At 71.1% G+C, this 23,202-nt stretch carries 25 protein-coding genes and 1 riboswitch; of the genes, 12 read left to right on the forward strand and 13 right to left on the reverse strand.

Features of this window, described 5'->3' with window-relative positions:
* The first annotated feature begins 159 nt into the window (after positions 1-159).
* Positions 160-272: riboswitch (TPP riboswitch) on the forward strand.
* The 6 genes from thiO to E5671_RS15520 all read left to right on the forward strand — a co-directional run bounded on the left by thiO (position 270) and on the right by E5671_RS15520 (position 6,244).
* Positions 270-1,469 (forward strand): glycine oxidase ThiO, encoded by a 1,200-nt coding sequence (gene thiO, locus E5671_RS15495; protein WP_160504557.1) that lies wholly within the window; start codon positions 270-272, stop codon positions 1,467-1,469. It overlaps the preceding riboswitch by 3 nt.
* On the forward strand, positions 1,466-1,684 hold the full coding sequence (gene thiS / locus E5671_RS15500) for a sulfur carrier protein ThiS (RefSeq protein WP_160504558.1): 219 nt from the start codon (positions 1,466-1,468) through the stop codon (positions 1,682-1,684). The genes thiO and thiS overlap by 4 nt, the downstream gene beginning before the upstream one ends.
* Before the next feature lie 6 nt (positions 1,685-1,690).
* A complete protein-coding gene (locus tag E5671_RS15505) occupies positions 1,691-2,485 on the forward strand; it encodes a thiazole synthase (protein ID WP_160504559.1) in 795 nt (264 codons plus the stop codon).
* 91 nt (positions 2,486-2,576) lie between these two features.
* Positions 2,577-4,541 (forward strand): Stk1 family PASTA domain-containing Ser/Thr kinase, encoded by a 1,965-nt coding sequence (pknB, locus tag E5671_RS15510; RefSeq protein ID WP_160504560.1) that lies wholly within the window; start codon positions 2,577-2,579, stop codon positions 4,539-4,541.
* Positions 4,542-4,730: 189 nt separating this feature from the next.
* A complete protein-coding gene (locus E5671_RS15515; RefSeq protein WP_160504561.1) occupies positions 4,731-5,630 on the forward strand; it encodes a deoxyribonuclease IV in 900 nt (299 codons plus the stop codon).
* A gap of 89 nt (positions 5,631-5,719) precedes the next feature.
* Complete coding sequence (locus E5671_RS15520; protein WP_160504562.1) at positions 5,720-6,244, forward strand: DUF4396 domain-containing protein; 525 nt, start codon at positions 5,720-5,722, stop codon at positions 6,242-6,244.
* A gap of 36 nt (positions 6,245-6,280) precedes the next feature.
* Here the strand turns inward: E5671_RS15520 and E5671_RS15525 are convergent, their stop codons facing one another.
* On the reverse strand, positions 6,281-6,913 hold the full coding sequence (locus E5671_RS15525; protein ID WP_160504563.1) for a sulfite oxidase-like oxidoreductase: 633 nt from the start codon (positions 6,911-6,913) through the stop codon (positions 6,281-6,283).
* A gap of 174 nt (positions 6,914-7,087) precedes the next feature.
* Here E5671_RS15525 and bfr point away from each other — a divergent pair, with 174 nt between their 5' ends.
* The gene (bfr, locus tag E5671_RS15530; protein WP_160504564.1) at positions 7,088-7,567 is read left to right on the forward strand and encodes a bacterioferritin; all 480 of its coding nucleotides are present in this window, start codon (positions 7,088-7,090) and stop codon (positions 7,565-7,567) included.
* Positions 7,568-7,582: 15 nt separating this feature from the next.
* Here bfr and E5671_RS46265 read toward each other — a convergent pair whose 3' ends face one another.
* The 3 genes from E5671_RS46265 to E5671_RS15545 form a co-directional block, all read right to left on the reverse strand.
* Positions 7,583-7,843 (reverse strand): (2Fe-2S)-binding protein, encoded by a 261-nt coding sequence (locus tag E5671_RS46265; protein ID WP_443032624.1) that lies wholly within the window; start codon positions 7,841-7,843, stop codon positions 7,583-7,585.
* 162 nt (positions 7,844-8,005) lie between these two features.
* The gene (locus tag E5671_RS15540) at positions 8,006-9,358 is read right to left on the reverse strand and encodes a class II 3-deoxy-7-phosphoheptulonate synthase (protein WP_160504566.1); all 1,353 of its coding nucleotides are present in this window, start codon (positions 9,356-9,358) and stop codon (positions 8,006-8,008) included.
* Between the two features lie 35 nt (positions 9,359-9,393).
* Positions 9,394-10,323, reverse strand: coding sequence for a DUF2867 domain-containing protein (locus tag E5671_RS15545; protein ID WP_160504567.1), 930 nt, complete (start codon positions 10,321-10,323; stop codon positions 9,394-9,396).
* 45 nt (positions 10,324-10,368) lie between these two features.
* Here E5671_RS15545 and E5671_RS15550 point away from each other — a divergent pair, with 45 nt between their 5' ends.
* The 3 genes from E5671_RS15550 to E5671_RS15560 all read left to right on the forward strand — a co-directional run bounded on the left by E5671_RS15550 (position 10,369) and on the right by E5671_RS15560 (position 13,005).
* Positions 10,369-10,962, forward strand: a complete 594-nt coding sequence (locus tag E5671_RS15550; protein WP_202121131.1) for a TetR/AcrR family transcriptional regulator — start codon at positions 10,369-10,371, stop codon at positions 10,960-10,962.
* A 10-nt stretch (positions 10,963-10,972) separates the two neighbouring features.
* On the forward strand, positions 10,973-11,029 hold the full coding sequence (locus E5671_RS47765; RefSeq protein ID WP_160510207.1) for a trp operon leader peptide: 57 nt from the start codon (positions 10,973-10,975) through the stop codon (positions 11,027-11,029).
* A 113-nt stretch (positions 11,030-11,142) separates the two neighbouring features.
* On the forward strand, positions 11,143-13,005 hold the full coding sequence (locus E5671_RS15560; protein WP_160504569.1) for an anthranilate synthase family protein: 1,863 nt from the start codon (positions 11,143-11,145) through the stop codon (positions 13,003-13,005).
* Between the two features lie 7 nt (positions 13,006-13,012).
* Here the strand turns inward: E5671_RS15560 and E5671_RS15565 are convergent, their stop codons facing one another.
* The 5 genes from E5671_RS15565 to E5671_RS15585 form a co-directional block, all read right to left on the reverse strand.
* Positions 13,013-14,017 (reverse strand): 2-hydroxyacid dehydrogenase, encoded by a 1,005-nt coding sequence (locus E5671_RS15565; RefSeq protein WP_160504570.1) that lies wholly within the window; start codon positions 14,015-14,017, stop codon positions 13,013-13,015.
* Between the two features lie 158 nt (positions 14,018-14,175).
* Positions 14,176-15,213 (reverse strand): 6-phosphofructokinase, encoded by a 1,038-nt coding sequence (locus tag E5671_RS15570; protein WP_160504571.1) that lies wholly within the window; start codon positions 15,211-15,213, stop codon positions 14,176-14,178.
* Between the two features lie 159 nt (positions 15,214-15,372).
* Complete coding sequence (locus tag E5671_RS15575) at positions 15,373-16,071, reverse strand: response regulator (RefSeq protein ID WP_160504572.1); 699 nt, start codon at positions 16,069-16,071, stop codon at positions 15,373-15,375.
* Positions 16,068-17,288: a MacS family sensor histidine kinase gene (gene macS, locus E5671_RS15580; RefSeq protein ID WP_160504573.1), complete on the reverse strand. Its 1,221-nt coding sequence runs from the start codon at positions 17,286-17,288 to the stop codon at positions 16,068-16,070. The genes E5671_RS15575 and macS overlap by 4 nt, the downstream gene beginning before the upstream one ends.
* 66 nt (positions 17,289-17,354) lie before the next feature.
* Entirely contained in the window at positions 17,355-18,101 is a 747-nt protein-coding gene (locus E5671_RS15585) for a lysophospholipid acyltransferase family protein (RefSeq protein ID WP_160510208.1), read from the reverse strand.
* Between the two features lie 156 nt (positions 18,102-18,257).
* Between E5671_RS15585 and E5671_RS15590 the strand changes: the two genes are divergently transcribed.
* Both E5671_RS15590 and E5671_RS15595 read left to right on the forward strand, forming a co-directional pair.
* Complete coding sequence (locus E5671_RS15590; protein WP_160504574.1) at positions 18,258-19,037, forward strand: alpha/beta fold hydrolase; 780 nt, start codon at positions 18,258-18,260, stop codon at positions 19,035-19,037.
* Positions 19,030-19,668, forward strand: coding sequence for a hypothetical protein (locus E5671_RS15595; RefSeq protein ID WP_160504575.1), 639 nt, complete (start codon positions 19,030-19,032; stop codon positions 19,666-19,668). The genes E5671_RS15590 and E5671_RS15595 overlap by 8 nt, the downstream gene beginning before the upstream one ends.
* Positions 19,669-19,673: 5 nt before the next feature.
* On the opposite strand, the gene E5671_RS15600 is transcribed toward E5671_RS15595, so the two are convergent.
* The 4 genes from E5671_RS15600 to E5671_RS15615 form a co-directional block, all read right to left on the reverse strand.
* Positions 19,674-20,429: an endonuclease/exonuclease/phosphatase family protein gene (locus tag E5671_RS15600; protein WP_160504576.1), complete on the reverse strand. Its 756-nt coding sequence runs from the start codon at positions 20,427-20,429 to the stop codon at positions 19,674-19,676.
* A 99-nt stretch (positions 20,430-20,528) separates the two neighbouring features.
* Positions 20,529-21,470, reverse strand: coding sequence for an ROK family glucokinase (locus E5671_RS15605; protein ID WP_160504577.1), 942 nt, complete (start codon positions 21,468-21,470; stop codon positions 20,529-20,531).
* A 54-nt stretch (positions 21,471-21,524) separates the two neighbouring features.
* On the reverse strand, positions 21,525-21,995 hold the full coding sequence (locus E5671_RS15610; protein WP_160504578.1) for a DUF5304 domain-containing protein: 471 nt from the start codon (positions 21,993-21,995) through the stop codon (positions 21,525-21,527).
* A gap of 72 nt (positions 21,996-22,067) precedes the next feature.
* On the reverse strand, positions 22,068-23,198 hold the full coding sequence (locus tag E5671_RS15615) for an ArsA family ATPase (RefSeq protein WP_160504579.1): 1,131 nt from the start codon (positions 23,196-23,198) through the stop codon (positions 22,068-22,070).
* Positions 23,199-23,202: the final 4 nt, after the last annotated feature.

Raw genomic sequence — 23,202 nt, forward strand, 5'->3', positions numbered from 1 at the left:
CGCTCTTCCTGCCTCCGCTGCTCACTCACCCGATCACTGTAGGGCGGCGGGTGATGCGCGCCTGAGGGCGCGGCGAGGAGATCTCTGACACACCGTCACTGCCCATGACCGCACAGCTGCCCTACCTATCCCGGGGCGCCAACGGCTAGGGTTGCCGTGCAGAGCACTCGCGGGAGCCCGGACGCACCGGGCTGAGAGGGAGGCTGGACGGCCTCCGACCGTACGAACCTGATCCGGGTCATGCCGGCGAAGGGAGGGGCTGGACACCCATGCATCCACATACACCACCCCACGAGACGACGCGGACGACCGACGTCCTTGTCGTCGGGGGCGGCATCATCGGCCTGGTCACGGCCTGGCGGGCGGCCCAGCGCGGCCTGTCCGTGGCGGTCGTGGACCCCGAGCCCGGCGGCGGCGCGGCGCAGGTCGCCGCGGGCATGCTGGCCGCCGTCACCGAGCTGCACTACGGGGAGCAGACGCTGCTCGCCCTGAATGTGGCCTCCGCACAGCGCTATCCCGACTTCGCGGCCGAGCTGACGGAGGCGAGCGGCCGCGATCTCGGCTACCGCGCGTGCGGCACGCTCGCCGTCGCGCTCGACTCCGACGACCGCGCCCACCTGCGGGAGCTGCACACCCTTCAGCAGCAGTCGGGACTCGCGTCGGAGTGGCTGAGCGGGCGCGAGTGCCGCCGCCTGGAGCCGATGCTCGCGCCGGGCGTCCGGGGCGGCCTTCGGGTCGACGGCGATCACCAGATCGACCCGCGCAGGCTCTCCGCGGCACTCCTCGTGGCCTGCGAGCGCGCGGGCGTGATCTTCCACCACGCGTGGGCGGAGCGCCTCTCGGCCGCGGGCAACCGGGCCACCGGGGTCGTCCTCGCCGACGGCACCGCGCTGGAGGCCGGTCAGACCGTGCTCGCCGCGGGCAGCCTCAGCGGGCGCATCGCCGGGGTCCCGGAGGGCGTTCTGCCGCCCGTGCGCCCCGTGAAGGGGCAGGTCCTTCGGCTCACGGTGCCGGAGCGGTACGCGCCGTTCCTGAGCCGCACCGTGCGCGCCGTCGTGCGCGGCAGCGACGTCTACCTGGTGCCGCGCGAGAACGGCGAGCTCGTCGTCGGCGCGACCAGTGAGGAGCTCGGCTGGGACACGACGGTCACGGCCGGCGGCGTGTACGAGCTCCTTCGGGACGCCCACGAGCTCGTACCGGGCATCACGGAACTGCCGCTGACGGAGACCCGCGCGGGCCTGCGCCCCGGCTCCCCCGACAACGCGCCGATGCTCGGCCCGACCGCGCTCCCCGGCCTCCAGCTGGCCACCGGGCACTTCCGCAACGGCGTTCTCCTGACGCCGGTCACCGGTGACGTGATGGCGCACGCCCTGACCACCGGTGAACTGCCCGACGAGGCGCGGGGGTTCACCCCTCTGCGCTTCGCCCGCACCCCCCTTACGCAGCGCTTCATGGAGCAGCCCGCATGACTCTCCCAGCCGTTACCGCCGTCTCCGTGAACGGAGAAGCACGCGACGTGGCCGCGGGCACCACGCTCGAAGCCCTCGTCGCCACCCTCACCGCGGCCCCTTCCGGAGTCGCCGCCGCACTCAACGAAACCGTGGTCCCGCGCGCGCGGTGGTCCACCACACCGCTGACCGACGGGGACCGCGTCGAGGTCCTCACCGCAGTCCAGGGAGGCTGATCCGACATGGCAGACGACCCCTTCGTCATCGGCGGGCTCACCCTCTCCTCGCGCCTGATCATGGGTACGGGCGGTGCGCCGAGCCTGGACGTCCTCGAACGTTCCCTAGTCGCCTCCGGTACGGAGCTGACGACGGTCGCGATGCGCCGCCTGGACCCCGGAGTGCAGGGCTCGGTGCTCTCCGTCCTCGACCGGCTCGGCATCCGCGTCCTGCCGAACACGGCGGGCTGCTTCACCGCGGGCGAGGCCGTCCTGACCGCCCGGCTCGCGCGGGAGGCGCTCGGCACCGACCTGGTCAAGCTGGAGGTCATCGCGGACGAGCGCACGCTGCTGCCCGACCCGATCGAGCTGATCGACGCCGCCGAGACCCTGGTCGACGACGGTTTCACGGTCCTCCCGTACACGAACGACGACCCGGTCCTCGCCCGGAAGCTGGAGGACGTGGGCTGCGCGGCGATCATGCCGCTCGGCTCCCCCATCGGCTCCGGGCTCGGCATCCGCAACCCGCACAACTTCCAGCTGATCGTCGAACGCGCGGGCGTGCCGGTGATCCTGGACGCGGGGGCGGGGACGGCGTCCGACGCGGCGCTCGCCATGGAGCTGGGGTGCGCGGGTGTGATGCTCGCCTCCGCCGTGACGCGGGCGCAGGAGCCGGTCCTGATGGCCGAGGGCATGCGGCACGGGGTCGAGGCGGGGCGGCTCGCGTACCGGGCCGGGCGCATTCCCCGGCGGCACTTCGCCGAGGCGTCGTCGCCTGCGGAGGGCATGGCCCGGCTCGATCCGGAGCGGCCCGCGTTCTGAGCGTCGCACGCCTGTTACAGCTCGGCTGCAGTCGGGGCCCGAGCCAACCCGGGCGGGCGACCGTGTCAGCGGTGGCTCGTAGACTCCCTGCGTGGACACGACCCTTCAGGACCCGCTCGTCGGGCAGGTGCTCGACGGCCGCTATCGCGTGGACGAGCGGATCGCGGTCGGCGGGATGGCCACGGTCTACCGGGCCGTGGACACCCGCCTCGACCGCGTGCTCGCGCTCAAGGTGATGCACCCGACGCTGGCCGCCGACGTCTCCTTCGTCGACCGCTTCATCCGCGAGGCGAAGTCGGTCGCCCGGCTCGCGCACCCGAACGTGGTGGGGGTGTACGACCAGGGCGCCGACGGTGCGTACGTCTATCTCGCGATGGAGTACATCGCGGGCTGCACCCTGCGTGACGTGCTCCGCGAGCGCGGCGCCCTGCAGCCGCGCGCGGCCCTCGACATCCTGGAGCCGGTCCTCGCCGCGCTCGGCGCCGCGCACCGCGCCGGCTTCGTGCACCGCGACATGAAGCCGGAGAACGTCCTCATAGGGGACGACGGCCGGGTCAAGGTCGCCGACTTCGGGCTCGTGCGCGCGGTGGACACCGTCACGAACACGACCGGCACGGTCCTCGGCACCGTCTCCTATCTCGCTCCCGAGCAGATAGAGCACGGCACGGCCGACACGCGCGTGGACGTGTACGCGTGCGGCGTCGTGCTCTACGAAATGCTGACCGGCGCCAAGCCGCACTCCGGCGAGTCGCCCGCCCAGGTGCTCTACCAACACCTCCACGAGGACGTGCCGCCCCCTTCGGCGGCCGTCCCGGGGCTCGCCGTCGAGCTCGACGACCTGGTGGCCTCCGCCACCGCCCGCACGCCCGACGTCCGCCCGCACGACGCGGTGGCGCTCCTCGGGCAGGCCAGGGCGGCGCGCGCCGCGCTCTCCGTGGAGCAGCTGGACGCGGTGCCGCCGCAGGCGCACACGACGGAGCACGGACACCACGACAACTCGGACGACCGTACGAGCGTGATCCCGCGCGCGGGGCGGTCCGTGCAGCTGCCGCTCCCCACGGACGGCGACGAGGACCAGCAGCACCGGCAGGACCAGCTCAACCGCACGAGCGTCCTGGCGACGCCGCCGCCCGCTCCACCGGCCGCCCCCGACCGCAGGCGCGCCAACCCGCGCGGCCGCGTGCTCGCGGTGGTCGCCGCCGTCCTCCTCGCCCTTGGCCTCGGTGCCGGTGTCTGGTACATCAACTCAGGCCAGTTCACGAAGGTCCCGCCGCTCCTTGCGAAGACCGAGTCGGCGGCCAAGAAGCGCCTCGGTGAAGCCGGGCTCGAGGTCGAAGACGTCAAGCGCGCGTACAGCGACACCGACAAGCGCGGCACGGTCATGGCCACCCGTCCCAAGGCGGGCGAGCGCATCCGCGACAACGGCCGGGTGACGCTGACCGTCTCGATGGGCCCCGAGATCGTGAAGGTCCCGAGCCTCAAGGGCAGCCCGCTGGCCGAGGCGAAGAACAAGCTCAAGGACGCCGGGCTCGCTCCCGGGATGACGACGAAGGCCTTCAGCGACGAGGTGCGCAAGGGCTCCGTGATCAGCACGGACCCCAGGACGGGCACCAAGCGCAAGGCGGGCTCCGCCATCACGATGGTCGTCAGCAAGGGCCCCGAGGTCGACGTCCCGGACGTGACGGGCGATTCCCAGGCCGACGCGACCGCCGAGCTCGAGGACCTGGGCCTCAAGGTGAAGATCGCCACGAAGCGGGTCCACTCCGAGGAGGACAAGGGCACGGTCGTCGACCAGTCCCCGAGGGAGGACGCGAAGCGGCTCGCCGAGGGCGACACGGTCACGCTGACGCTGTCCAAGGGCCCGGAGATGATCGAGGTCCCGGACGTGGAGGGCATGAGCGTCGACGACGCCACGCAGAAGCTCGAGGACGCCGGGTTCGAGGTGGACGAGGACCGCGGCCTGCTCGGCATCTTCGGGGACACGGTGAAGGGCCAGTCGGTGGAGGGCGGCGAAGAGGCCGCCAAGGGGTCCAGCATCACCATCGAGATCCGCTGATCTTGGCCGGGGGCCTGTGGCATACGTCCCGGGCCTCCGGCGCGGGCCCGCGGACGTGCGGGGGCGGCCTGCATGTTCCGATCTGCGGGACGTCTGTGGCTGGTCGCGCAGTTCCCCGCGCCCCTGCGGGGCCCGGCCGACCGGGATCCGCCGGCGAACCCTTCGCGCTCACGTGCCACCCTTGAGCGCGTGAGCAGCAACAAGTCCCCCAGCACCCCGCCCCGCGTCGCCTCGTCCCGCAACCCCGTCGGCGGCCACGTCCCCGTGGCCGGCGGCCTCGCCTCCGTCGGACTCTCGTACGCCCGCGACCTGGGCGCCGAGGCCGTCCAGGTCTTCGTGGCCAATCCGCGGGGCTGGGCCACGCCGCCCGGCAACCCGAAGCAGGACGAGGAGTTCCGCGCGGCCTGTGCCGCCGAGGGGATTCCCGCGTACGTCCACGCGCCCTACCTCATCAACTTCGGCTCGCACACCGAGGCGACCGTCGAGAAGTCCGTGGAGTCCCTGCGCCACTCGCTGCGCCGGGGCCGTGAGATCGGCGCGCTCGGGGTCGTCGTGCACACCGGCTCCGCGACCGGCGGCCGGGACCGCGCCGTCGCGCTGAAGCAGGTGCGCGACCGGATGCTGCCGCTGCTCGACGAGCTGACGCACGACGACGACCCGTTCCTCCTCCTGGAGTCGACCGCAGGCCAGGGCTTCTCGCTCTGCTCCCGCACGTGGGACTTCGGGCCGTACTTCGACGCACTCGACGCCCACCCGAAGCTGGGCGTCTGCCTGGACACCTGCCACATCTTCGCGGCGGGCCACGATCTTGCCGGTCCCGGCGGCATGAAGCAGACGCTGGACCTCCTTGTCGACACCGTCGGCGAGGGGCGCCTGAAGCTGGTGCACGCCAACGACTCCAAGGACGTGGTCGGCGCCCACAAGGACCGCCACGAGAACATCGGCACCGGCCACATCGGCGAGGAGCCCTTCCGCGAGCTGATGGCCCACGCCGCGACCGAGAACGTACCCCTGATCATCGAGACGCCCGGCGGCAAGGAGGGGCACGCGGCGGACGTGGCGCGGCTGAAGGAGCTCAGGAGCAGCTAGAGACCCAGAGATCCCTTGAGGAATACCCCCTAGGGGTATACGGTTCTTGTCGAGCGACAGAAACCGTCATCCGACGTTGGGGGCTTCTCATGCAGCACGGTCACGACACTCATGAAGGCCACGGGACGCACGCCGAGCACGCGCACCACGGCCACGAAGGGCATCACGGCATGGGCAAGGTCAGCTGGCGCACGGCGGCCCAGGCGACCCTGCACTGCCTCACCGGCTGTGCCATCGGCGAGGTCCTCGGCATGATCATCGGTACCGCACTCGGCTGGGGCAACGTGCAGACGATGATCCTCGCGATCACCCTGGCCTTCTTCTTCGGATACGCCCTGACCCTGCGCGGCATCCTCAAGGCGGGCGTCGATTTCAGGACGGCGTTCCGGGTCGCGCTCGCCGCGGACACCCTGTCCATCGCGGTGATGGAGCTGATCGACAACGGCGTGATCGCGTTCTGGCCGGGAGCCATGGACGCCCACCTCTCGGACCCGATGTTCTGGTGGATCCTCGCCATCGCGCTGGCCGCCGCGTTCGTGATCACGGTCCCGGTCAACAAGTGGATGATCGGCCGCGGCAAGGGCCACGCCGTGGTGCACCAGTACCACCACTGAGCACAGCTACCACCACTGACCACAGCCGCCAGGAGATCAGAGCTCGGGGCCGTCCCCGGGCTCTTCCTGGTACGAGTAGCGCTGCTCGGTCCAGGGGTCGCCGACGTTGTGATAGCCGCGCTCCTCCCAGAAGCCGCGGCGGTCGGCGGTCATGTACTCGACGCCGCGGACCCACTTGGGGCCCTTCCAGGCGTACAGGTGGGGCACCACGAGCCGCAGCGGGAATCCGTGCTCCGCGGTCAGCAGCTCGCCCCCTTTGTGGGTGGCGAAAAGCGTGCGCTCGTCCATGAAGTCGGCCATGCGCAGATTGGAGCTGAAGCCGTACTCGGCCCAGACCATCACATGGGTGGCGTCGGGCGCGGGCGGGGCGATCTCGAGCAGCGCTCGCGCGGGCACACCGCCCCATTCGGCGCCGAGCATGCTGAACTTCGTGACGCAGTGCAGATCGCCGACCACGGTGGCGTACGGAAGAGCCGAGAACTCCTCGTGCGTCCAGCAGTGCTTGGCCCCGTCGGCGGTGGCCCCGAAGACCCTGAACTCCCAGCGCTCCGGGCGGAACTTCGGCACCGGGCCGTAGTGGGTGACCGGCCAGCCCCTCTGCAGTCGCTGCCCCGGTGGGAGCTCCGGCTCCACTGCTTCCCGAGATGCGCGATCCGCCGACTGACCCATGTGTCCATCCTGACAGACCCGGGTAGGTGGACGTGACCAGGAGGCCGCCGACAGAGGCCGCCCGGACGCCGATTGGGGCAACTCCTACTAAGCGTGCACTTACTGGACGGTCTCTCGCACCGGTGCAAGGATGCGCGGAACCTGCCCAGTTACCACGTGGAAGGAGCCTCTGCGATGCAGGGCGACCCCGAGGTCATCGAGTTTCTCAACGAGCAGCTGACCGCCGAGCTCACGGCGATCAACCAGTACTTTCTCCACGCCAAGATGCAGGAGAACTTCGGCTGGCCCAAGCTCGCCAAATACACCCGGTCCGAGTCGATCGACGAGATGAAGCACGCGGAGATCCTGACCGACCGGATTCTCTTCCTCGACGGCCTGCCCAATTACCAGCGGCTCTTCCACGTACGCGTGGGTCAGACCGTCACGGAGATGTTCCAGGCCGACCGGCAGATCGAGGCTGAGGCGATCGACCGCCTCAAGCGCGGGATCGAGGTGATGCGCGGCAAGGGAGACATCACTTCCGCGAACATCTTCGAGTCGATCCTGGAGGACGAGGAGCACCACATCGACTACCTCGACACTCAGCTCGAACTGGTCGAGAAGCTGGGCGAGCCGCTGTACATCTCGCAGCTCATCGAGCAGCCGGAGAGCTGACGCGGGCCAGGCGGGCTAGGCGGCCTCGTCCAGGCCTGTGTCCAGGCCGGTATCCGGGCCTGCGTCCAAGCCGGTGAGGACGGGCTGGCCCTGGTCGGCCAGCTCCCTGCGGGGGCACGCGCCCCGGCCCAGGAGCGCCTGAATGCTCCGTACGCACGAACCGCAGTCGGTGCCCGCCTTGCTGGCGGACGCTATCTGGCGGGGTGTGCAGGCACCGTCGGCCGCGTGCTGCTTCACCTGCGCCTCGGTGACCCCGAAGCAGTTGCAGACGTACACGCGGTTCACCTCCCGGACAGGATTTATCGGCGGCGCCGTCCCGATTAATCGGTGAGGCTAACCTAACCTTACCCACGCCCCCGGGTCCACAAAAGCCCCGATACGCCGGTGGGGCACGGATCACATGGATCCGTGCCCCACCGCCGCGTCCTACGGGAATACCTACTGGTCGCGGTACATCTCCGCCACCAGGAACGCCAGGTCCAGGGACTGGCTGCGGTTCAGGCGCGGGTCGCAGGCCGTCTCGTAGCGCTGGTGCAGGTCGTCGACGAAGATCTCGTCGCCGCCGCCCACGCACTCGGTGACGTCGTCACCGGTGAGCTCGACGTGGATGCCGCCCGGGTGCGTACCCAGGCTCTTGTGGACCTCGAAGAAGCCCTTGACCTCGTCGAGCACGTCGTCGAAGCGGCGGGTCTTGTGACCGGAAGCCGCCTCGAAGGTGTTGCCGTGCATCGGGTCGGTGACCCAGGCGACGGTCGCGCCGGAGGCGGTGACCTTCTCGACGAGGTCCGGGAGCTTGTCCCTGACCTTGTCGGCGCCCATGCGGACGATGAAGGTCAGCCGGCCGGGCTCGCGGTCCGGGTCGAGGCGCTCGATGTACTGCAGCGCCTCCTCCGGGGTCGTCGTCGGGCCGAGCTTGATGCCGATGGGGTTGCGCACCTTGGAGGCGAACTCGATGTGTGCGCCGTCCAGTTGACGGGTGCGCTCACCGATCCAGACCATGTGGGCCGAGGTGTCGTAGAGCCGCCCGGTGCGCGAGTCCACGCGGGTGAGGGCCGACTCGTAGTCGAGGAGCAGCGCCTCGTGCGAGGCGTAGAACTCGACGGTCTTGAACTCCTCCGGGTCCGTCCCGCAGGCGCGCATGAAATTGAGCGCGTTGTCGATCTCGCGCGCCAGTTGCTCGTACCGCTGGCCGGACGGGGACGACTTCACGAAGTCCTGGTTCCAGGCGTGCACCTGGCGCAGGTCGGCGTAACCGCCGGTCGTGAAGGCGCGCACGAGGTTGAGCGTCGACGCGGACGCGTTGTACATCCGCTTCAGGCGCTCGGGGTCCGGGACGCGGGACTTCTCGTCGAAGTCGAAGCCGTTGACCGAGTCGCCGCGGTACGTCGGCAGGGTCACGCCGTCGCGGGTCTCGGTGCCCTTGGAGCGTGGCTTCGAGTACTGGCCGGCGATGCGGCCGACCTTCACGACGGGCACGGAGGCCGCGTACGTCAGGACGGCGCCCATCTGGAGCAGCGTCTTCAGCTTGTTGCGGATGTGGTCGGCCGACACCGCGTCGAAGGCCTCGGCGCAGTCGCCGCCCTGAAGCAGGAACGCCTCTCCCTTGGCGACGGAGGCCAGTCGGGCGCGCAGCTGGTCGCACTCGCCCGCGAAGACGAGCGGCGGATACGACTCGAGGTCCGCGATCACATCGCGCAGAGCCTCGGCATCGGGGTACTCGGGCTGCTGCGCCGCGGGAAGGTCTCGCCAGGTGTTGCCACCGGTAGTGGTGGTCTTAGCGTTCACGGTCACCCCCACAACATTACGGGGTGATGTCCGCCGTCCATTCACCCGCTCACCAAGTGAGACGGACCCGACACAGCCGAGCGCCGGCGCTCCAGATCCCGCTCGCCCGCGTGCGGCGTCGCCAGGGCGAGCTCGCGGTGCGTGCGGCGCATCATCATGCGGGCCATGAAGGGGTGGACGCGCTTGACCACGCTCCAGTAGGCCCGGCTGCGCAGGGCGTCGGCCCGCACCGCGGTGCTGAGCGTGACGTGGCGGCCGTCGACCAGGATCGAGGCACGGGCGGTCAGGCCCGCGGCCTCCACCTCCAGGAGCAGTTCCCCGCCCTCACGGGCGATCACGGGGAAGGCGTCGCGCAGGATGCCGGTCCAGGCCTCCGGGTCGCGCGGCTGCCCGGGGAGCAGTTCCATGCGGTACGCGTCCTCGTAGTCCGGGCGGTCGACGGCGGTGCGGATCAGGCGGGCGGCCTCCGGAGTGCCGACGGTCTCGGGGCGGCTCCACATGAGCCGGTTGCAGAGCCGCACCCTGGGCGACCACCGGACGGGGCGTGCGCAGCCGCCCGCGGCTGCGCGCTCGATGTTGTCGAAGACCTCTTCGATGATCGTGTCGTGCAGGGGCCGGACGACGACGGGCCACAACAGCCGGTTCCTGCCGAGCAGTTCGGTCTCCAGGACGTGGCGGACGCGGCAGCGCCCCTCCCCCATCGGCTCGACGGTCAGCTCGTGGAAGCCGTTGTCCGGCGGCGTGAAGGCGAAGCGCACGCGGCGCCCCGGCTCGTACTCCGTGACGCTGTAGTGGACCGGGCCGTGGCCGCCGGTCGCGCCCACGCCGAGCGGGCGGTCGAAGGTCATCGCCGCCCAGGCCGGTGTCGGGAAGATCGGGTCGTCATCGGCGGAGAGCCGGTCCAGCAGGGCGCCGACGACCTCCGCCGGAGCCTCGATCACGCGCTCGTGTTCGTTGAGTACCGTGCTCATCGCGCACCTCCATACGCTGGCGTATGGTCGACCATACGGTACCGTATGGCCATGGTGCAACGGCAGCAGAAGAAGCCCGCGGCGAAGCCCCGCCTCACCGCTCAGGACTGGGCGGACGCCGCCCTCACCGCGATCGGCGAGGGCGGTATCGCCGCCGTCGCCGTGGAACCCCTGGCCGTCCGCCTCGGCACCACCAAGGGGAGCTTCTACTGGCACTTCGCCAACCGTGCCGCGCTCATCGAGGCCGCCCTGAACCGCTGGGCGGAGACCAACACCGAGGAGATGATCGAGGAGGTCGAGGCCGAGCCCGACCCCCGGCGGCGCATCCGCCTCCTCTTCGGCGAGGCCATCGCGTCGGCCACCTCCGACCCCCTGGAGGTCGCCCTCCTCGCGACCGCGTCACACCCCCAGGTCGCCGAGGTCCTGCGCCGCGTGACCGAGCGCCGGGTGGCGTACGTCGCCGGGCTCTTCGCCGGGCTCGGCTTCCCCGAACCTGAGGCACGGCGCCGCGGGCTGCTCGCGTACACGGTCTATCTGGGGCACGCGCAGCTCGGGCACGCGGCGCCGTCGGCGCTGCCCGCATCCGACGAGTTCGACGCGTATCTGGACGAGGCCCTGGACGTCCTGATGATGCGCTAGGGTGCGGAACATGCACGCGCAGACGATTCGTAACTGGTGGTGGCCCGCTCATCCGGCGGCCCACTGATTCTGCGCGTATCGAGACTCGCGAAGGCCGCCCGAGGGGCGGCCTTCAGTGTTTTCCGGAGCAGGTTCTCCGGGCCGGGCCGTTCCTCTCCGAGTGAGAAGGAACAAGACCCGATGGACATCCCGAACCAGCTCGCGGGACTGCTGACGGACGACCGTCCGTTCGCCGTGCTCCGCCGCCGCACGCCCGGCCACGACCACGACACGGTCGAGGTCCTGATCGGCGCCGTCGGCACGTACGACCGGCTCGCCGACATCCCCGACCAGGGCCTCGCCCTGATCCCCTTCCGGCAGATCAGAGAGCGCGGATTCGACGTACGCGACGACGGCACGCCGCTCGCGGTCCTGACCCCCGACGAGACGTACGAACTCCCGCTCGCCGAAGCCCTGTCGACGCTGCCCACCCATGACGTGCGCGTCGAGGGCGGGGCCTTCGACGTCGACGACACCGCGTACGGAGAGATCGTCGGACGGGTGCTGCGCGAGGAGATCGGGCGCGGCGAGGGCGCGAACTTCGTCATCCGGCGTACGTACGAGGGCGAGATCCCCGGCTTCTCCAGGGCGGACGCCCTGGCCCTCTTCCGCAGGCTGCTCGTGGGCGAGCGTGGCGCCTACTGGACGTACGTCGTGCACACCGGCGACCGGACGCTCGTCGGGGCGAGCCCCGAGGTGCATGTGCGGATGTCCGGCGGGACGGTCGTGATGAACCCGATCAGCGGGACCTACCGCTACCCGGCCGAAGGGCCCACGGCGGACGATCTGCTCGGCTTCCTCGCCGACGGCAAGGAGACCGAGGAGCTGTCGATGGTCGTCGACGAGGAGCTCAAGATGATGTGCACCGTCGGCGACATGGGCGGTGTCGTCGTCGGGCCGAGGCTCAAGGAGATGGCCCATCTCGCGCACACCGAGTACGAGTTGCGGGGCAAGTCCTCGCTGGACGTGCGGGAGGTCCTGAAGGAGACGATGTTCGCGGCGACCGTCACGGGCTCGCCCGTGCAGAACGCCTGCCGCGTCATCGAGCGCCACGAGGCGGGCGGGCGCGGCTACTACGCGGGCGCCCTGGCCCTCATCGGCCGCGACGCGGGCGGCGCCCAGACCCTCGACTCCCCCATCCTGATCCGCACCGCCGACATCTCCGCCGACGGAAAGCTGCGGGTCCCGGTCGGCGCGACGCTGGTGCGGGGCTCGGACCCGGCGGGCGAGGTGGCCGAGACGCACGCGAAGGCGGCGGGCGTCCTCGCCGCCCTCGGGGTGCGGCCAGGGCGCCCCCGCGACGAACACGTACGCCCTGCTCTGGCCGACGATCCGCGGGTGCGGGCAGCCCTGGACAGCCGACGGGCCGGGCTCGCGCCGTTCTGGCTGCGGATGCAGGAACAGATGGCTGAACTGACCGGGCACGCGCTGGTGATCGACGGCGAGGACACGTTCACGGCGATGCTGGCGCATCTGCTGCGCTCATCGGGCCTCACCGTCTCCGTACGCCGCTACGACGAGCCGGGCCTGCGGGAAGCGGCGCTCGCCCACGAGGGCCCACTGGTCCTGGGGCCCGGCCCCGGCGACCCGTCGGACCCCGCCGACCCGAAGATGACCTTCCTGCGCTCGCTGACCGCCGAGGTGATCAGCGGCCACCGCCACGGCGTCCTCGGTGTCTGCCTCGGCCATGAGCTCCTGGCCGCCGAACTGGGCCTGGAGATCGTCCGCAAGGAGGTCCCGTACCAGGGCGCCCAGACGCGCATCGACCTGTTCGGGCGGCCGGAGACGGTCGGCTTCTACAACAGCTTCGTGGCCCACTGCGACGAGGAGACGGCGCTGGAACTGGCCGCGCACGGTATCGAGGTCAGCAGGGACACGGCCACGGGAGAGGTGCACGCGCTGCGGGGTCCCGGTTTCGCGGGCGTCCAGTTCCACCCGGAGTCGGTGCTCTCGCTGCGTGGGACGGCGATCGTGCGGGAGCTGCTGTCCGGCGTACTGGTCTAGGACCGGGCTAGGAGGCGGGGGCCGCCGGGACCAGCACGTTCTCGCTGCGGCGGCCCTCCTTGTAGTCCAGGACGTTCTGCACCGTGGTGTCGATGATCTGGCCGACCGCGTCCACGGTGTAGTACGCCTGGTGCGAGGTGACCACGACGTTCGGGAACGTCACCAGGCGGGCCAGGGTGTCGTCCTCGATGGCTTCCAGCGACTTGTCGAGGAAGAAGAGTCCGGCCTCCGCCTCGTACACGTCGAGCCCGACGCCCGCGAAGCGCCCCATCCGCAGCTCCGAGACCAGGGCATCGGTGTCGATCAGGCCGCCGCGGCTGGAGTTCACCAGGATCGCGTCGTCCTTCATCATCCGCAGCGCGTCGGCGCCGATGATGTGCTGCGTCGCGGGGAGCAGCGGGACGTGCAGGCTGATCAGGTCGGCCTCCGCGAAGAGCTCGTCCTTCGGGACGTACTTCATGCCGAGTTCGACGCACGCGGGGTTCTGGGCGACGTCCCAGCCGAGCAGCTTCATCCCGAAGCCGTGCGCGATGCGGGTGAACGCCTCGCCGATCTTCCCGGTGCCGAGCACGCCGACCGTGCGGCCCCGCAGATCCCGGCCCATGAGTCCGTCGAGCCTGAAGTCGAAGTCGCGGGTTCGGTTGCTGGCGCGGACGATGCGGCGGTTGACGGCCATCGCGAGGGTCCAGGCGAACTCCGCGACGGAGTACGGCGAGTAGTACGAGACGCGGGCGATGGTGAAGCCGAGGCGCTCGGCGACCAGGAGATCGATGTTGTTGAACCCGGTGGAACGCTGGGCGATCATCTGCGTCCCGCCCGCCGCGAGGGTCTGCAGGACACGGTTGCCGAGATCGGCGTTGACGCTGGTGGAGACGATCTCGTAGCCGGCGGCGATGGGGGCGGTGTCCTCGGTGAGGAAGACGTCCAGACAGCGGACGTCGTGGTGCGCCTCGAAGGCCTTCTCGATCAGCGGCTTCTCATCGGCCTGCACGCCGAACGCCAGGATCTCCATGCGCCGAGTGTATGTACCGCCCGGTGGGACGGCACCCGGGAGCGTGAGCCGGCCGGGAGCCGTCCTGTCGTGGTTCTTCTGCGGGTTGTGGGGGCTGGTCGCGCCCACGCGGCGGAGCCGCAAATGTCACAGCCCCGCGCCCCTTCGGGGCGCTCAGCTCAGCCGAAGAAGACCCCGACCTCCTGGTACAGCGCCGGGTCCACCGTCTTCAGACGGGCCGTCGCCTCCGCGATAGGAACCCGCACGATGTCCGTCCCCTGCAGCGCGACCATCTTCCCGAAGTCGCCGTCCCGCACGGCCTCGATCGCGTGCAGCCCGAAGCGCGTGGCCAGCCAGCGGTCGAAGGCGCTGGGCGTCCCGCCGCGCTGGACGTGCCCGAGGACGGTGGTCCTTGCCTCCTTGCCGGTCCGCCCCTCGATCTCCTTGGCCAGCCACTCCCCCACACCCGAGAGCCGCACATGCCCGAAGGAGTCCTGCGTCCCGTCCTTGAGGACCATCTCGCCGTCCTTGGGCATGGCCCCTTCAGCGACGACGACGATCGGCGCGTACGACGCCTTGAACCGCGAGGTCACCCAGGCACACACCTGCTCCACGTCGAAGCGCTGCTCGGGGATGAGGATGACGTTCGCGCCCCCGGCGAGCCCGGAGTGCAGCGCGATCCAGCCCGCGTGCCGCCCCATGACCTCGACCACCAGGACCCGCATGTGCGACTCGGCGGTCGTGTGCAGCCGGTCGATCGCCTCGGTAGCGATGCCCACCGCGGTGTCGAAGCCGAAGGTGTAGTCCGTGGCGGAGAGGTCGTTGTCGATGGTCTTGGGTACGCCGACGACATTGATGCCGTACTCGTCGGTGAGCCGCGCGGCGACGCCGAGGGTGTCCTCGCCACCGATGGCGATGAGGGACTCGACCTCGTACTTGGCGAGGTTCTCCTTGATCCGGCGGATGCCGTTCTCCGCCTTGAGCGGGTTGGTGCGCGAGGAGCCGAGGATGGTGCCGCCCCGGGGCAGGATGCCCCGCACGGCCGGGATGTCGAGCGGGACGGTGTCGCCCTCAAGCGGACCGCGCCAGCCGTCCCGGAAGCCGACGAAGTCATAGCCGTACTCCTGCACGCCCTTGCGGACGATGCCCCGGATGACGGCGTTGAGCCCGGGGCAGTCGCCGCCTCCGGTCAGTACTCCGATTTTCTTGGCCGCCATGGAAACGTCCCTTCGCCTCAGTGACCTGTATGCGAGCCACGCTAATGGTGATACAGGTCACTCAGGGACGGTCCGTATGGTCAATTCCTGGCCGGTACAGGGGAGTTGATCACGCGAGTTCACCCTTATGAGGGGTCGGCCGAGGGGCTGCCCGAGGGCTCACGCGTCGTCGAGACCCCGCTCGATCGCGTACCGCACGAGCTCCACGCGGTTGTGGAGCTGGAGCTTGCCCAGGGTGTTCTGCACGTGGTTCTGCACGGTGCGGTGCGAGATGACCAGGCGCTCGGCGATCTGCTTGTAGCTCAGCCCCTTGGCGACAAGACGCAGCACCTCGGTCTCGCGGTCGGTCAGCTGCGGTGCCTTCGGCTCGTCCGGGGCGCCGGGCGCCGGATCGGACGCCAGACGGCGGTACTCGCCGAGGACGAGGCCCGCGAGGCCCGGGGTGAAGACCGTGTCGCCGACGGCCGTGCGGCGCACCGCGTCGGTCAGCTCGGCGGTGGAGGCCGACTTCAGGAGATAGCCGGTGGCGCCGGACTTGACCGCCTCCAGGACATCCGCGTGCTCGCCGCTCGCCGAGAGGACGAGGACGCGCAGGGCGGGGTTGGCGCCGACGAGTTCCTTGCAGACCTGGACGCCCGGCTTCAGGGGCAGGTTCAGGTCGAGTACGAGGACGTCGGGTGCGGCGGCCTGTGCGCGGCGCACGGCCTGGTCGCCGTCGCCCGCCGTGGCGACCACGTCGAACCCTGCCTCGGCGAGGTCGCGGGCGACCGCGTCCCGCCACATCGGGTGGTCGTCGACGACCATGACCTTGACCGGGTCCGTGCCGCCGTCGGCACCCCGCAGTCGCTGCTCGTTCATCGTTCCTTTCCTGCCTTCCCCCGTGGGACTCTCAGTTCTACTTCCGTGCCCTGGCCCGGCACCGAGATCAGCTCCGCCGTGCCGCCGATGTCCCGCAGCCGGCCCCTGATCGACAGGGCGACACCGAGCCGCCCCTCGCCCTCGGCCTCGGCGAGACGGCCCTCGGGGATGCCGGGGCCGTCGTCCCGCACCGTCACGATCACGGCGTCCGGCTCGTCCTCGACCAGGATCCAGGCCGCGGCGTCCGGGCCCGCGTGCCGGTGGACGTTGTCCAGGGCGGCGCCGACCGCGGCGGCCAGTTCCCGCGCGGCCTTCGACTCGAGGGTGACCGGAGCGCCCGGCTCCGAGACGGTCACCCGGGCGCCCGCGTACGGGAAGAGCAGGGACCTCAGGTCACAGATGTCTCCGTCGTCGGCGTCGCCGTCCGGCTCCTCCACCGCGCGGACGACGGCCCCCATCGAGGCGTCCTCCGACTCGTGCGACGTCCTGACCAGGCCGCCCGCCACCAGCGTGCGCAGTGCGACCTCCTGCTCGCCCGCCATCCTGCCGAGCTCCGCCGCCTCGCCGCCGATCGCGCTGCCGCGCCGCTGCACCATCGCGAGGACCTGGAGCACGCTGTCGTGGATGTCGCGCGCCAGGCGCTCCCGCTCGCGGGTCGCGGCCTCGATCTCCAGGGCGCGGGCGAGGGTGCGCTCGGAGGCGCGGGCCACCTCGACGACGTATCCGATGGCGATGGAGGCGATGCACACGAGCAGGACGTTGTGGAGCGTGTCCTGGGTGGGCCTGCCGCGCTGCGCGATGTTGGCGGCGCCGACGAGCGCCGAGGCGAACGCCGCCCACCGCCAACCACCCTTGATCGCGAAGGCGAGCACCGCGCCCGCCGTCCATATCGACGGCAGCGTCGGGCCGTCGTGGACGATCCGCTGGTGCGAGTCGGCGACCGGCGTGAGCAGGATGCCGACCAGCGCGATGGTCAGGTCGGCGATCAGGAACCGCTTGGTGCAGCTGGCCGCGTTCGCGACCTTCGGCAGCGTGCCGATGGTCCATCCCGCGAGCACCACGTAGTACCCGATGGCCACCCAGGGGCGGTCGAACTTCTGGTGCGCCGCCACGAAGAGGCCGATCGCGTACAGCATCGTCAGTACGCGGTAGCCGGTCAGGGCACGCCACAGCGGCTGCTCCACCGACATCCTCATGACGCGAACGCGCTTGGTCATGTCCCCCACCCCCTTGGGTCGCCCGGCCGTTCCCCCCGCACCCGGCTCCCCTTCACAGCGACGCGATTACGCGCCGGACCGTTCCTTCTCGGCCGCCGCGGCCGCCTTCTCCGCCTTCTTCTCCGCTTCCTTCTCGGCCTTCGCCGCGTCCGAGAGCCGGCGCTTGGCGGCCGTCGCGTACTCGTCGACGTACTCCTGGCCGGACAGCTTCATGATCTCGTACATGACCTCGTCGGTGACCGCCCGCAGGACGAACCGGTCGTGCTCCATGCCGTGGTACCGGCTGAAGTCGAGCGGCTTGCCGATCTTGATGCCGGGCCGCATCAGCTTCGGCACCACCTTGCCCGGCGGCTGGATCTTCTCCGTGTCGATCATCGCCACGGGGAGCACGGGCGCCCCGGTGGCGAGGGCCACGCGCGCGAGGCCGCCGGGCTTGCCACGGTAGAGCCTCCCGTCGGGCGAACGCGTGCCTTCCGGGTAGATGCCGAAGAGCTCGCCGCGCTCCAGGACCTCGATGCCGCTCTTGATGGCCGCCTCGCCCGCGCCGCGGCCGCCGGAGCGGTCCACGGGCAGCTGGCCCACGCCCTTGAAGAAGGCGGCCGTGAGCTTGCCCTTCACGCCCGGAGACGTGAAGTACTCCGCCTTCGCGATGAAGGTGACCTTGCGGTCGATGACCGCGGGCAGGAAGAAGGAGTCCGAGAAGGAGAGATGGTTGCTCGCCAGGATGGCCGGTCCATCGGCGGGTACGTTCTCAAGGCCTTCCACCCAGGGCCTGAAGCCGAGCTTCAGCGGCCCTCCGATGGCGACCTTCATTGCGCCGTAGATCAAACCGTGTGCCTCCTGTTATGTGTGGATCAGACCTTAACCCGCAGTAGGCCCAAAGGGCCCGACGGCCCTGGTCGGTGTCAGTCCGGTCGCGTACGGTGAAGTACTCCCACCCCGCAGCCACATCTCACGAAGGAGACCGAAGTGCCGGTCCTCCCCGGAGCCGAGCCGTACCGCCACGAGGGCGGCGAGGTCGGCGTCCTCCTCTGTCACGGCTTCACCGGATCCCCGCAGTCCCTGCGCCCCTGGGCGGAGTACCTCGCGGGGCAGGGCCTGACCGTCTCGCTCCCGCTGCTTCCCGGGCACGGCACGCGCTGGGAGGACCTCCAGGTCACCGGCTGGCAGGACTGGTACGCGGAGGTGGAGCGCGAGCTGCGCGGGCTCCTCGAGCGGTGCACGGATGTCTTCGTCTTCGGCCTCTCCATGGGCGGCGCGCTGGCCCTGCGGCTCGCCTCGAAGCACGGCGACGAGGTGCGTGGCCTGGTCCTGGTGAACCCGGCGAACAAGGTGCACGGCCTGGCCGCGTACGCCCTGCCGTTCGCCCGGCATCTGGTGCCCACGACGCCGGGCATCGCCAGCGACATCGCCCTGGAGGGCTCGAAGGAACTCGCGTACGACCGGGTGCCGCTGCACGCCGCCCACTCGTTGCGCCGGTTCTTCCAGCGGCTCGACCGTGAACTGCCGCAGGTGACACAGCCGTTGCTGGTGCTGCACAGCCCTCAGGACCATGTGGTGCCGCCGGCCGACTCGGCCAGGATCCTCAGCCGGGTGTCGTCCGCGGACGTCACCGAGACCATCCTGGAACAGAGCTACCACGTCGCGACGTTGGACCACGATGCGGACCGGATCTTCGAGGAGAGCTACGCGTTCATCGGCCGGCTCGCCCCCAGTGTCGGTAAGGAAGGGACGGCCACCGGTGGCTGAGCAGGACCGAATCGAACCCGACGGCGACGAGAGCCGCGAGCCCGAGAAGCGCCAGGAGCCCTCCGAGGGCCAGGGCCTGCCGCTCGACGAGGACGCGGCCTGGCAGGCGATCGTCGCGGGGTACGGCCAGGAGCCGGCGGACCCGCCGGGTGCCAAGCCGTTCAAGTCCATCGAGGACCTGGCGCTGCTCGAACCGGAGACGAACGAGAAGCCCGGCTCGGGCGACACGAGCGTGAAGAACCCCACGGCCCCCGAGAACCCGGACGACTCCGGGTCCAAGAAGCCGCTCGGCGGCTCCGTCTCCTTCGCCCCCGGCGTCGGCAGCGGCCCGCGTGACTACGACGCCCCCGAGGCGTCGGACGACGACCTGGGCGCGGACGACGAGGGCCACTTCGTCCCGCCGGAGCCGCCGCCGCTGCCCGCCGCGGACGTCACGGCGAAGTTCGCCTGGCTCGCCGTGCTCGGCGGCCCGCTGCTGCTCCTGCTCGCGGTGCTGCTCGGCTGGCAGATGACGTGGTGGCTGACGACGCTCAGCATCGGCGGCTTCCTCGGCGGCTTCGGCACGCTGGTGGCGCGGATGAAGGGTGACGACGACGAGGAGGACGACCCGGGCCGCGGCGCGGTGGTCTGAAGGGGCTAGGCGCCCTGGGTGGCGGGAATCCTGAGGGCGGCGAGCACCGGCAGGTGGTCGGTGGCCGCCCGCAGATCCGCCTCGCTGACCCCGTCGAGCTCCAACGGCACGCCGCAGCCGAGCACTTCGACCCCCGGCGTGGTGAAGACGGCGTCGATGCGCTGATGCGGGTCGCCCGGCGTCGAGGTGTTCTCGCCGCCCCAGGGCGCGGTCGCCCAGCAGTCCCGCAGCTCCGAGGCGATCCTGCGGAACGTACGGCCCTTGGGCCTTTCGTTGAGGTCACCGCCCGCGACGGCGTGCTCCACGCCCATCCCGGCAAGACGGTCGAGCAGCATCCCGCCCTGTTCGTACCGCTCGTCGGTCTGCAGGCTCAGATGGCAGCTCAGGACGCCGAGCCGGGCGCCGCCGAACCGCACGACGGCGGTGGCGAAGCCGCGCCGGTGCAGTCCCGGCGTCAGCGGAAGGAGCACGTCCTCGGTCCGCTCGACGGTGGCCCGCAGCGAGCAGAGCAGCGCGGGCCCGGACGCGGTGGCGCCGCCCGAGAGCATCACCAGATCGGCGGCGCGGGCGAGCCGCGCCAGCTTCTTGCGCCACCGGAAGAACCGGGGCGCTTCCTGGACGAGTACGAGGTCGGGCGCGCAGGCGGCGATGACCCGCGCCAGCGCGTCGGTGTCGTCCCGCATGGACCGGATGTTGTAACTGAGCACCCGGACCACGGCTGAACCGTCGTCTTCGGTCCGGGAGTTGGGCAGCGTCACCATGGAGATCAAGATACGCGCTGCGGGGTGCCGTCACGACGAAACCCGCCGCCCCCGGAAGGGGACAGCGGGCCTCGTACGAAACGCGGGATCAGCAGCGACTCAGCCCTGCCGAGCCAGGTCAGCGGCGCCCACGAGCCCCGCCTTATTACCCAGCTGAGCTGCAAGCACTTGCGCATGCGGACGCCACTGCCCGCCGATGAGCCACCGGCGGAAAGACTTGCGGATCGGGTCGAGCACCAGTTCGCCCTCGTCGGAGAGGCCGCCGCCCACGATGAACGCGGAGGGGTCGAAGAGCGAGGCCAGGTCGGCCAGGCCCGCGCCGACCCAGCGGGCCAGCTCGCGGTAGGAGTCGACGGCGACGGGGTCACCCTGCCGGGCCGCCTCGCTGATGTGCTTGCCCTCGATGCCCTCGACGGTGCCGTCGCCCAGGCCGAGGAGCAGCTCCGCGGCCTCCGGCGTGGCATTGGCCCGCTGTCGTCCGTACCGGACGAGGGCGCGCCCCGACGCGTACTGCTCCCAGCAGCCCTGGCTTCCGCAGCCGCACAGGAGCCCGTCCGGCACGACCCGGATGTGCCCGAACTCGGCGGCCACGCCGAAGCGTCCGCGCCGCAGCTTGTTGCCGATGATGATGCCGCCGCCGAGGCCCGTGCCCAGCGTGATGACGATGACGTCCTCGTGGCCCGCGCCCGCGCCGAAGCGGTACTCGCCCCAGGCCGCGGCGTTCGCGTCGTTCTCCACGACGACCGGAAGGCCGACCCGCTGCTCGACCTTGTCCTTGAGCGGCTCGTGGCGCCAGTCGATGTTCGGTGCGAAGAGAACGGTGGCGCGCTTGTCGTCCACGTAACCGGCGGCGCCGATGCCGACGGCCTCCACGTCGTTCCCCTTGCCGGCCCCGGACACGGCGGCACAGATCGCGTCCACGATGCCTTCGGCGGTCGGCGGCGTGGGCACCTTGTGGGTGTCGAGAATGGTGCCCTCTTCGTCGACCACTCCGGCCGCGATCTTCGTGCCGCCGATATCGACGCCGATGGTGAGTCCCATGTGTCCCTCAGTTTCGGTCGAGCCCCGCTATGGGCAACCGTACCCGAGGGGTAGTCAGTCCAGGTCGATGTGTTCCGCGGGACCAGGGCCCTCGTCCCGCGGGTCGGGACCCTTCGCCGCGTCGCTCCCGCGGGTCCAGCGGCCCTCCTGGCCCTCGACCGCGGAGCGGTACGCGGCGAGCAGTTCGCCCCCGGCGGCGGCGAGGTGGTCGAAGACGTCGGGGTTGCGCTCGATGACCGGTTCGACGGCGGCCTTCGCCTGCTGGACGACCTGCCGGACGGTCTGCTCGACGGCGCCCTGGGCGACCGCGCCGAGCAACGGCGTCTGAAGTCCGGACAGCTTCTCCGACACGGCGTCGACGAGCTTGCGCAGCTCCTCGCCGGCCGAGCCGGGCGGCGGCCCGTACTGGGCACGGCGCCGGGCCTTCTCCGCCGCGAGGTCCTCGGCGCACGCCTTCGCCCACGCGTCGGCGTCGGCGCTGGCCGCTTCGGGTTCGGGCACTTCGCGCTCGCTGGCATCGCTCATGACGGACAGACTCCCGCGGAGGACGGTCTATGGATTCGTACTCTCGACGTTACCCGAACGGCGGTAGCCCGTTCACCGTGTCCGCGGCCACAGATCGGGGTCCGGCGCGAACCGCACCCGCAGCTCGCCCTCGCGCAGCCCGGCCCCCTCGACGGTGCAGCGGCGCAGGGCGGACGGCAGGGTCACCATGCGCCGGAAGGGTCCCGCGGTGACGACGAGTTCGTCCCCGCGCCGGATCAGACCGAGCTCCTCGCGTACGGCGCCGGGGAGAGGGATGTGCCAGATCAGTACGCCGTCGTCGGCGAGGGCGTCGACGACGGGCCACCGCACGGCCTCCGGGGCCGCGGCGGGAGCGGGCACGCCGAGGGCGGCCAGGTCGTCGGCGCCGCGGGCATCGCGGCCCAGGTGCGGGAGCGGGAGAAGGCCGTCGCCGTACGTCTCTTCCCACTCGGCCAGCGTCTTGCGCTGCTGGGCGATGAGCTCGGCGAGCCAGGTGTCGGGGGTGTCGTCGGGCAGGACGCGGTTGGCGTGCACGGCGTCGGTGCGCAGGCCCTGCAGCGCGAGGCCGGTGGCGGCGGCGCGCACGGCGTCGGCGCCGGCGGGTCCTGGCTCGGCGACCAGGCGGACCGTCGTTCGCGGGTCCTCGATCACGGCCTGCGCGGCGGCGAGTTCGGTGTCCCAGCGGTCCGCGGTCTCGTACAGCCAGGAGGCGGGCATCGGGACGCCCGCGATGCGGCCGAGCATGGGCCGCAGGGCGCGGGCCGCCTGCCGCTCGGGGGGCAGCAGCCTGCGGAGGTAGCGGCGCAGCTGCTCGGGGAGCGCGAGGAGCGAGAGGGCGCGGGGCGCCGGGGGCAGGTCCACCACCACGGTGTCGTACGCGGCCTGACCCGCGTCGCGCAGGGCGCGCAGCAGGGCCAGTTCGTCGCTGCCGGGCAGGGGCGTGAGCTCCTCGCCTTCGAGGCGTCCGGCGCCGAGCAGGTCCAGCGCGGAGGCGGCACGGTTCTGCAGGGCCAGGAGGTCGTCCCGGAACTCCTCGCCGGGGGTGAGCCGCTGGACGGTGAGGCCTTGCTCTTCGCCGGTGTCGACCCGGTCGGCCGTGATCAGCAGGGCCCGGCGTCCCTCGCGGGCGGCGGACAGCGCCGTGGCCGCGGCGACAGTGGTTCGGCCGGAGCCGCCGGGGCCGGTGACGAGGAGTGTGCGCATAAGG

It is taken from the genome of Streptomyces sp. BA2, from assembly GCF_009769735.1.
Classification (GTDB): domain Bacteria; phylum Actinomycetota; class Actinomycetes; order Streptomycetales; family Streptomycetaceae; genus Streptomyces.

Coding starts and splice junctions, on each gene's coding strand:
- thiO (WP_160504557.1), top strand. CDS start 270: ATGCATCCACATACACCACCCCACGAGACGACGCGGACGACCGACGTC.
- thiS (WP_160504558.1), top strand. CDS start 1,466: ATGACTCTCCCAGCCGTTACCGCCGTCTCCGTGAACGGAGAAGCACGC.
- E5671_RS15505 (WP_160504559.1), top strand. CDS start 1,691: ATGGCAGACGACCCCTTCGTCATCGGCGGGCTCACCCTCTCCTCGCGC.
- E5671_RS15520 (WP_160504562.1), top strand. CDS start 5,720: ATGCAGCACGGTCACGACACTCATGAAGGCCACGGGACGCACGCCGAG.
- E5671_RS15525 (WP_160504563.1), bottom strand. CDS start 6,913: ATGGGTCAGTCGGCGGATCGCGCATCTCGGGAAGCAGTGGAGCCGGAG.
- bfr (WP_160504564.1), top strand. CDS start 7,088: ATGCAGGGCGACCCCGAGGTCATCGAGTTTCTCAACGAGCAGCTGACC.
- E5671_RS15545 (WP_160504567.1), bottom strand. CDS start 10,323: ATGAGCACGGTACTCAACGAACACGAGCGCGTGATCGAGGCTCCGGCG.
- E5671_RS15550 (WP_202121131.1), top strand. CDS start 10,369: ATGGCCATGGTGCAACGGCAGCAGAAGAAGCCCGCGGCGAAGCCCCGC.
- E5671_RS15560 (WP_160504569.1), top strand. CDS start 11,143: ATGGACATCCCGAACCAGCTCGCGGGACTGCTGACGGACGACCGTCCG.
- E5671_RS15565 (WP_160504570.1), bottom strand. CDS start 14,017: ATGGAGATCCTGGCGTTCGGCGTGCAGGCCGATGAGAAGCCGCTGATC.
- E5671_RS15570 (WP_160504571.1), bottom strand. CDS start 15,213: ATGGCGGCCAAGAAAATCGGAGTACTGACCGGAGGCGGCGACTGCCCC.
- E5671_RS15575 (WP_160504572.1), bottom strand. CDS start 16,071: ATGAACGAGCAGCGACTGCGGGGTGCCGACGGCGGCACGGACCCGGTC.
- macS (WP_160504573.1), bottom strand. CDS start 17,288: ATGACCAAGCGCGTTCGCGTCATGAGGATGTCGGTGGAGCAGCCGCTG.
- E5671_RS15585 (WP_160510208.1), bottom strand. CDS start 18,101: ATGAAGGTCGCCATCGGAGGGCCGCTGAAGCTCGGCTTCAGGCCCTGG.
- E5671_RS15600 (WP_160504576.1), bottom strand. CDS start 20,429: ATGGTGACGCTGCCCAACTCCCGGACCGAAGACGACGGTTCAGCCGTG.
- E5671_RS15605 (WP_160504577.1), bottom strand. CDS start 21,470: ATGGGACTCACCATCGGCGTCGATATCGGCGGCACGAAGATCGCGGCC.
- E5671_RS15610 (WP_160504578.1), bottom strand. CDS start 21,995: ATGAGCGATGCCAGCGAGCGCGAAGTGCCCGAACCCGAAGCGGCCAGC.
- E5671_RS15615 (WP_160504579.1), bottom strand. CDS start 23,198: ATGCGCACACTCCTCGTCACCGGCCCCGGCGGCTCCGGCCGAACCACT.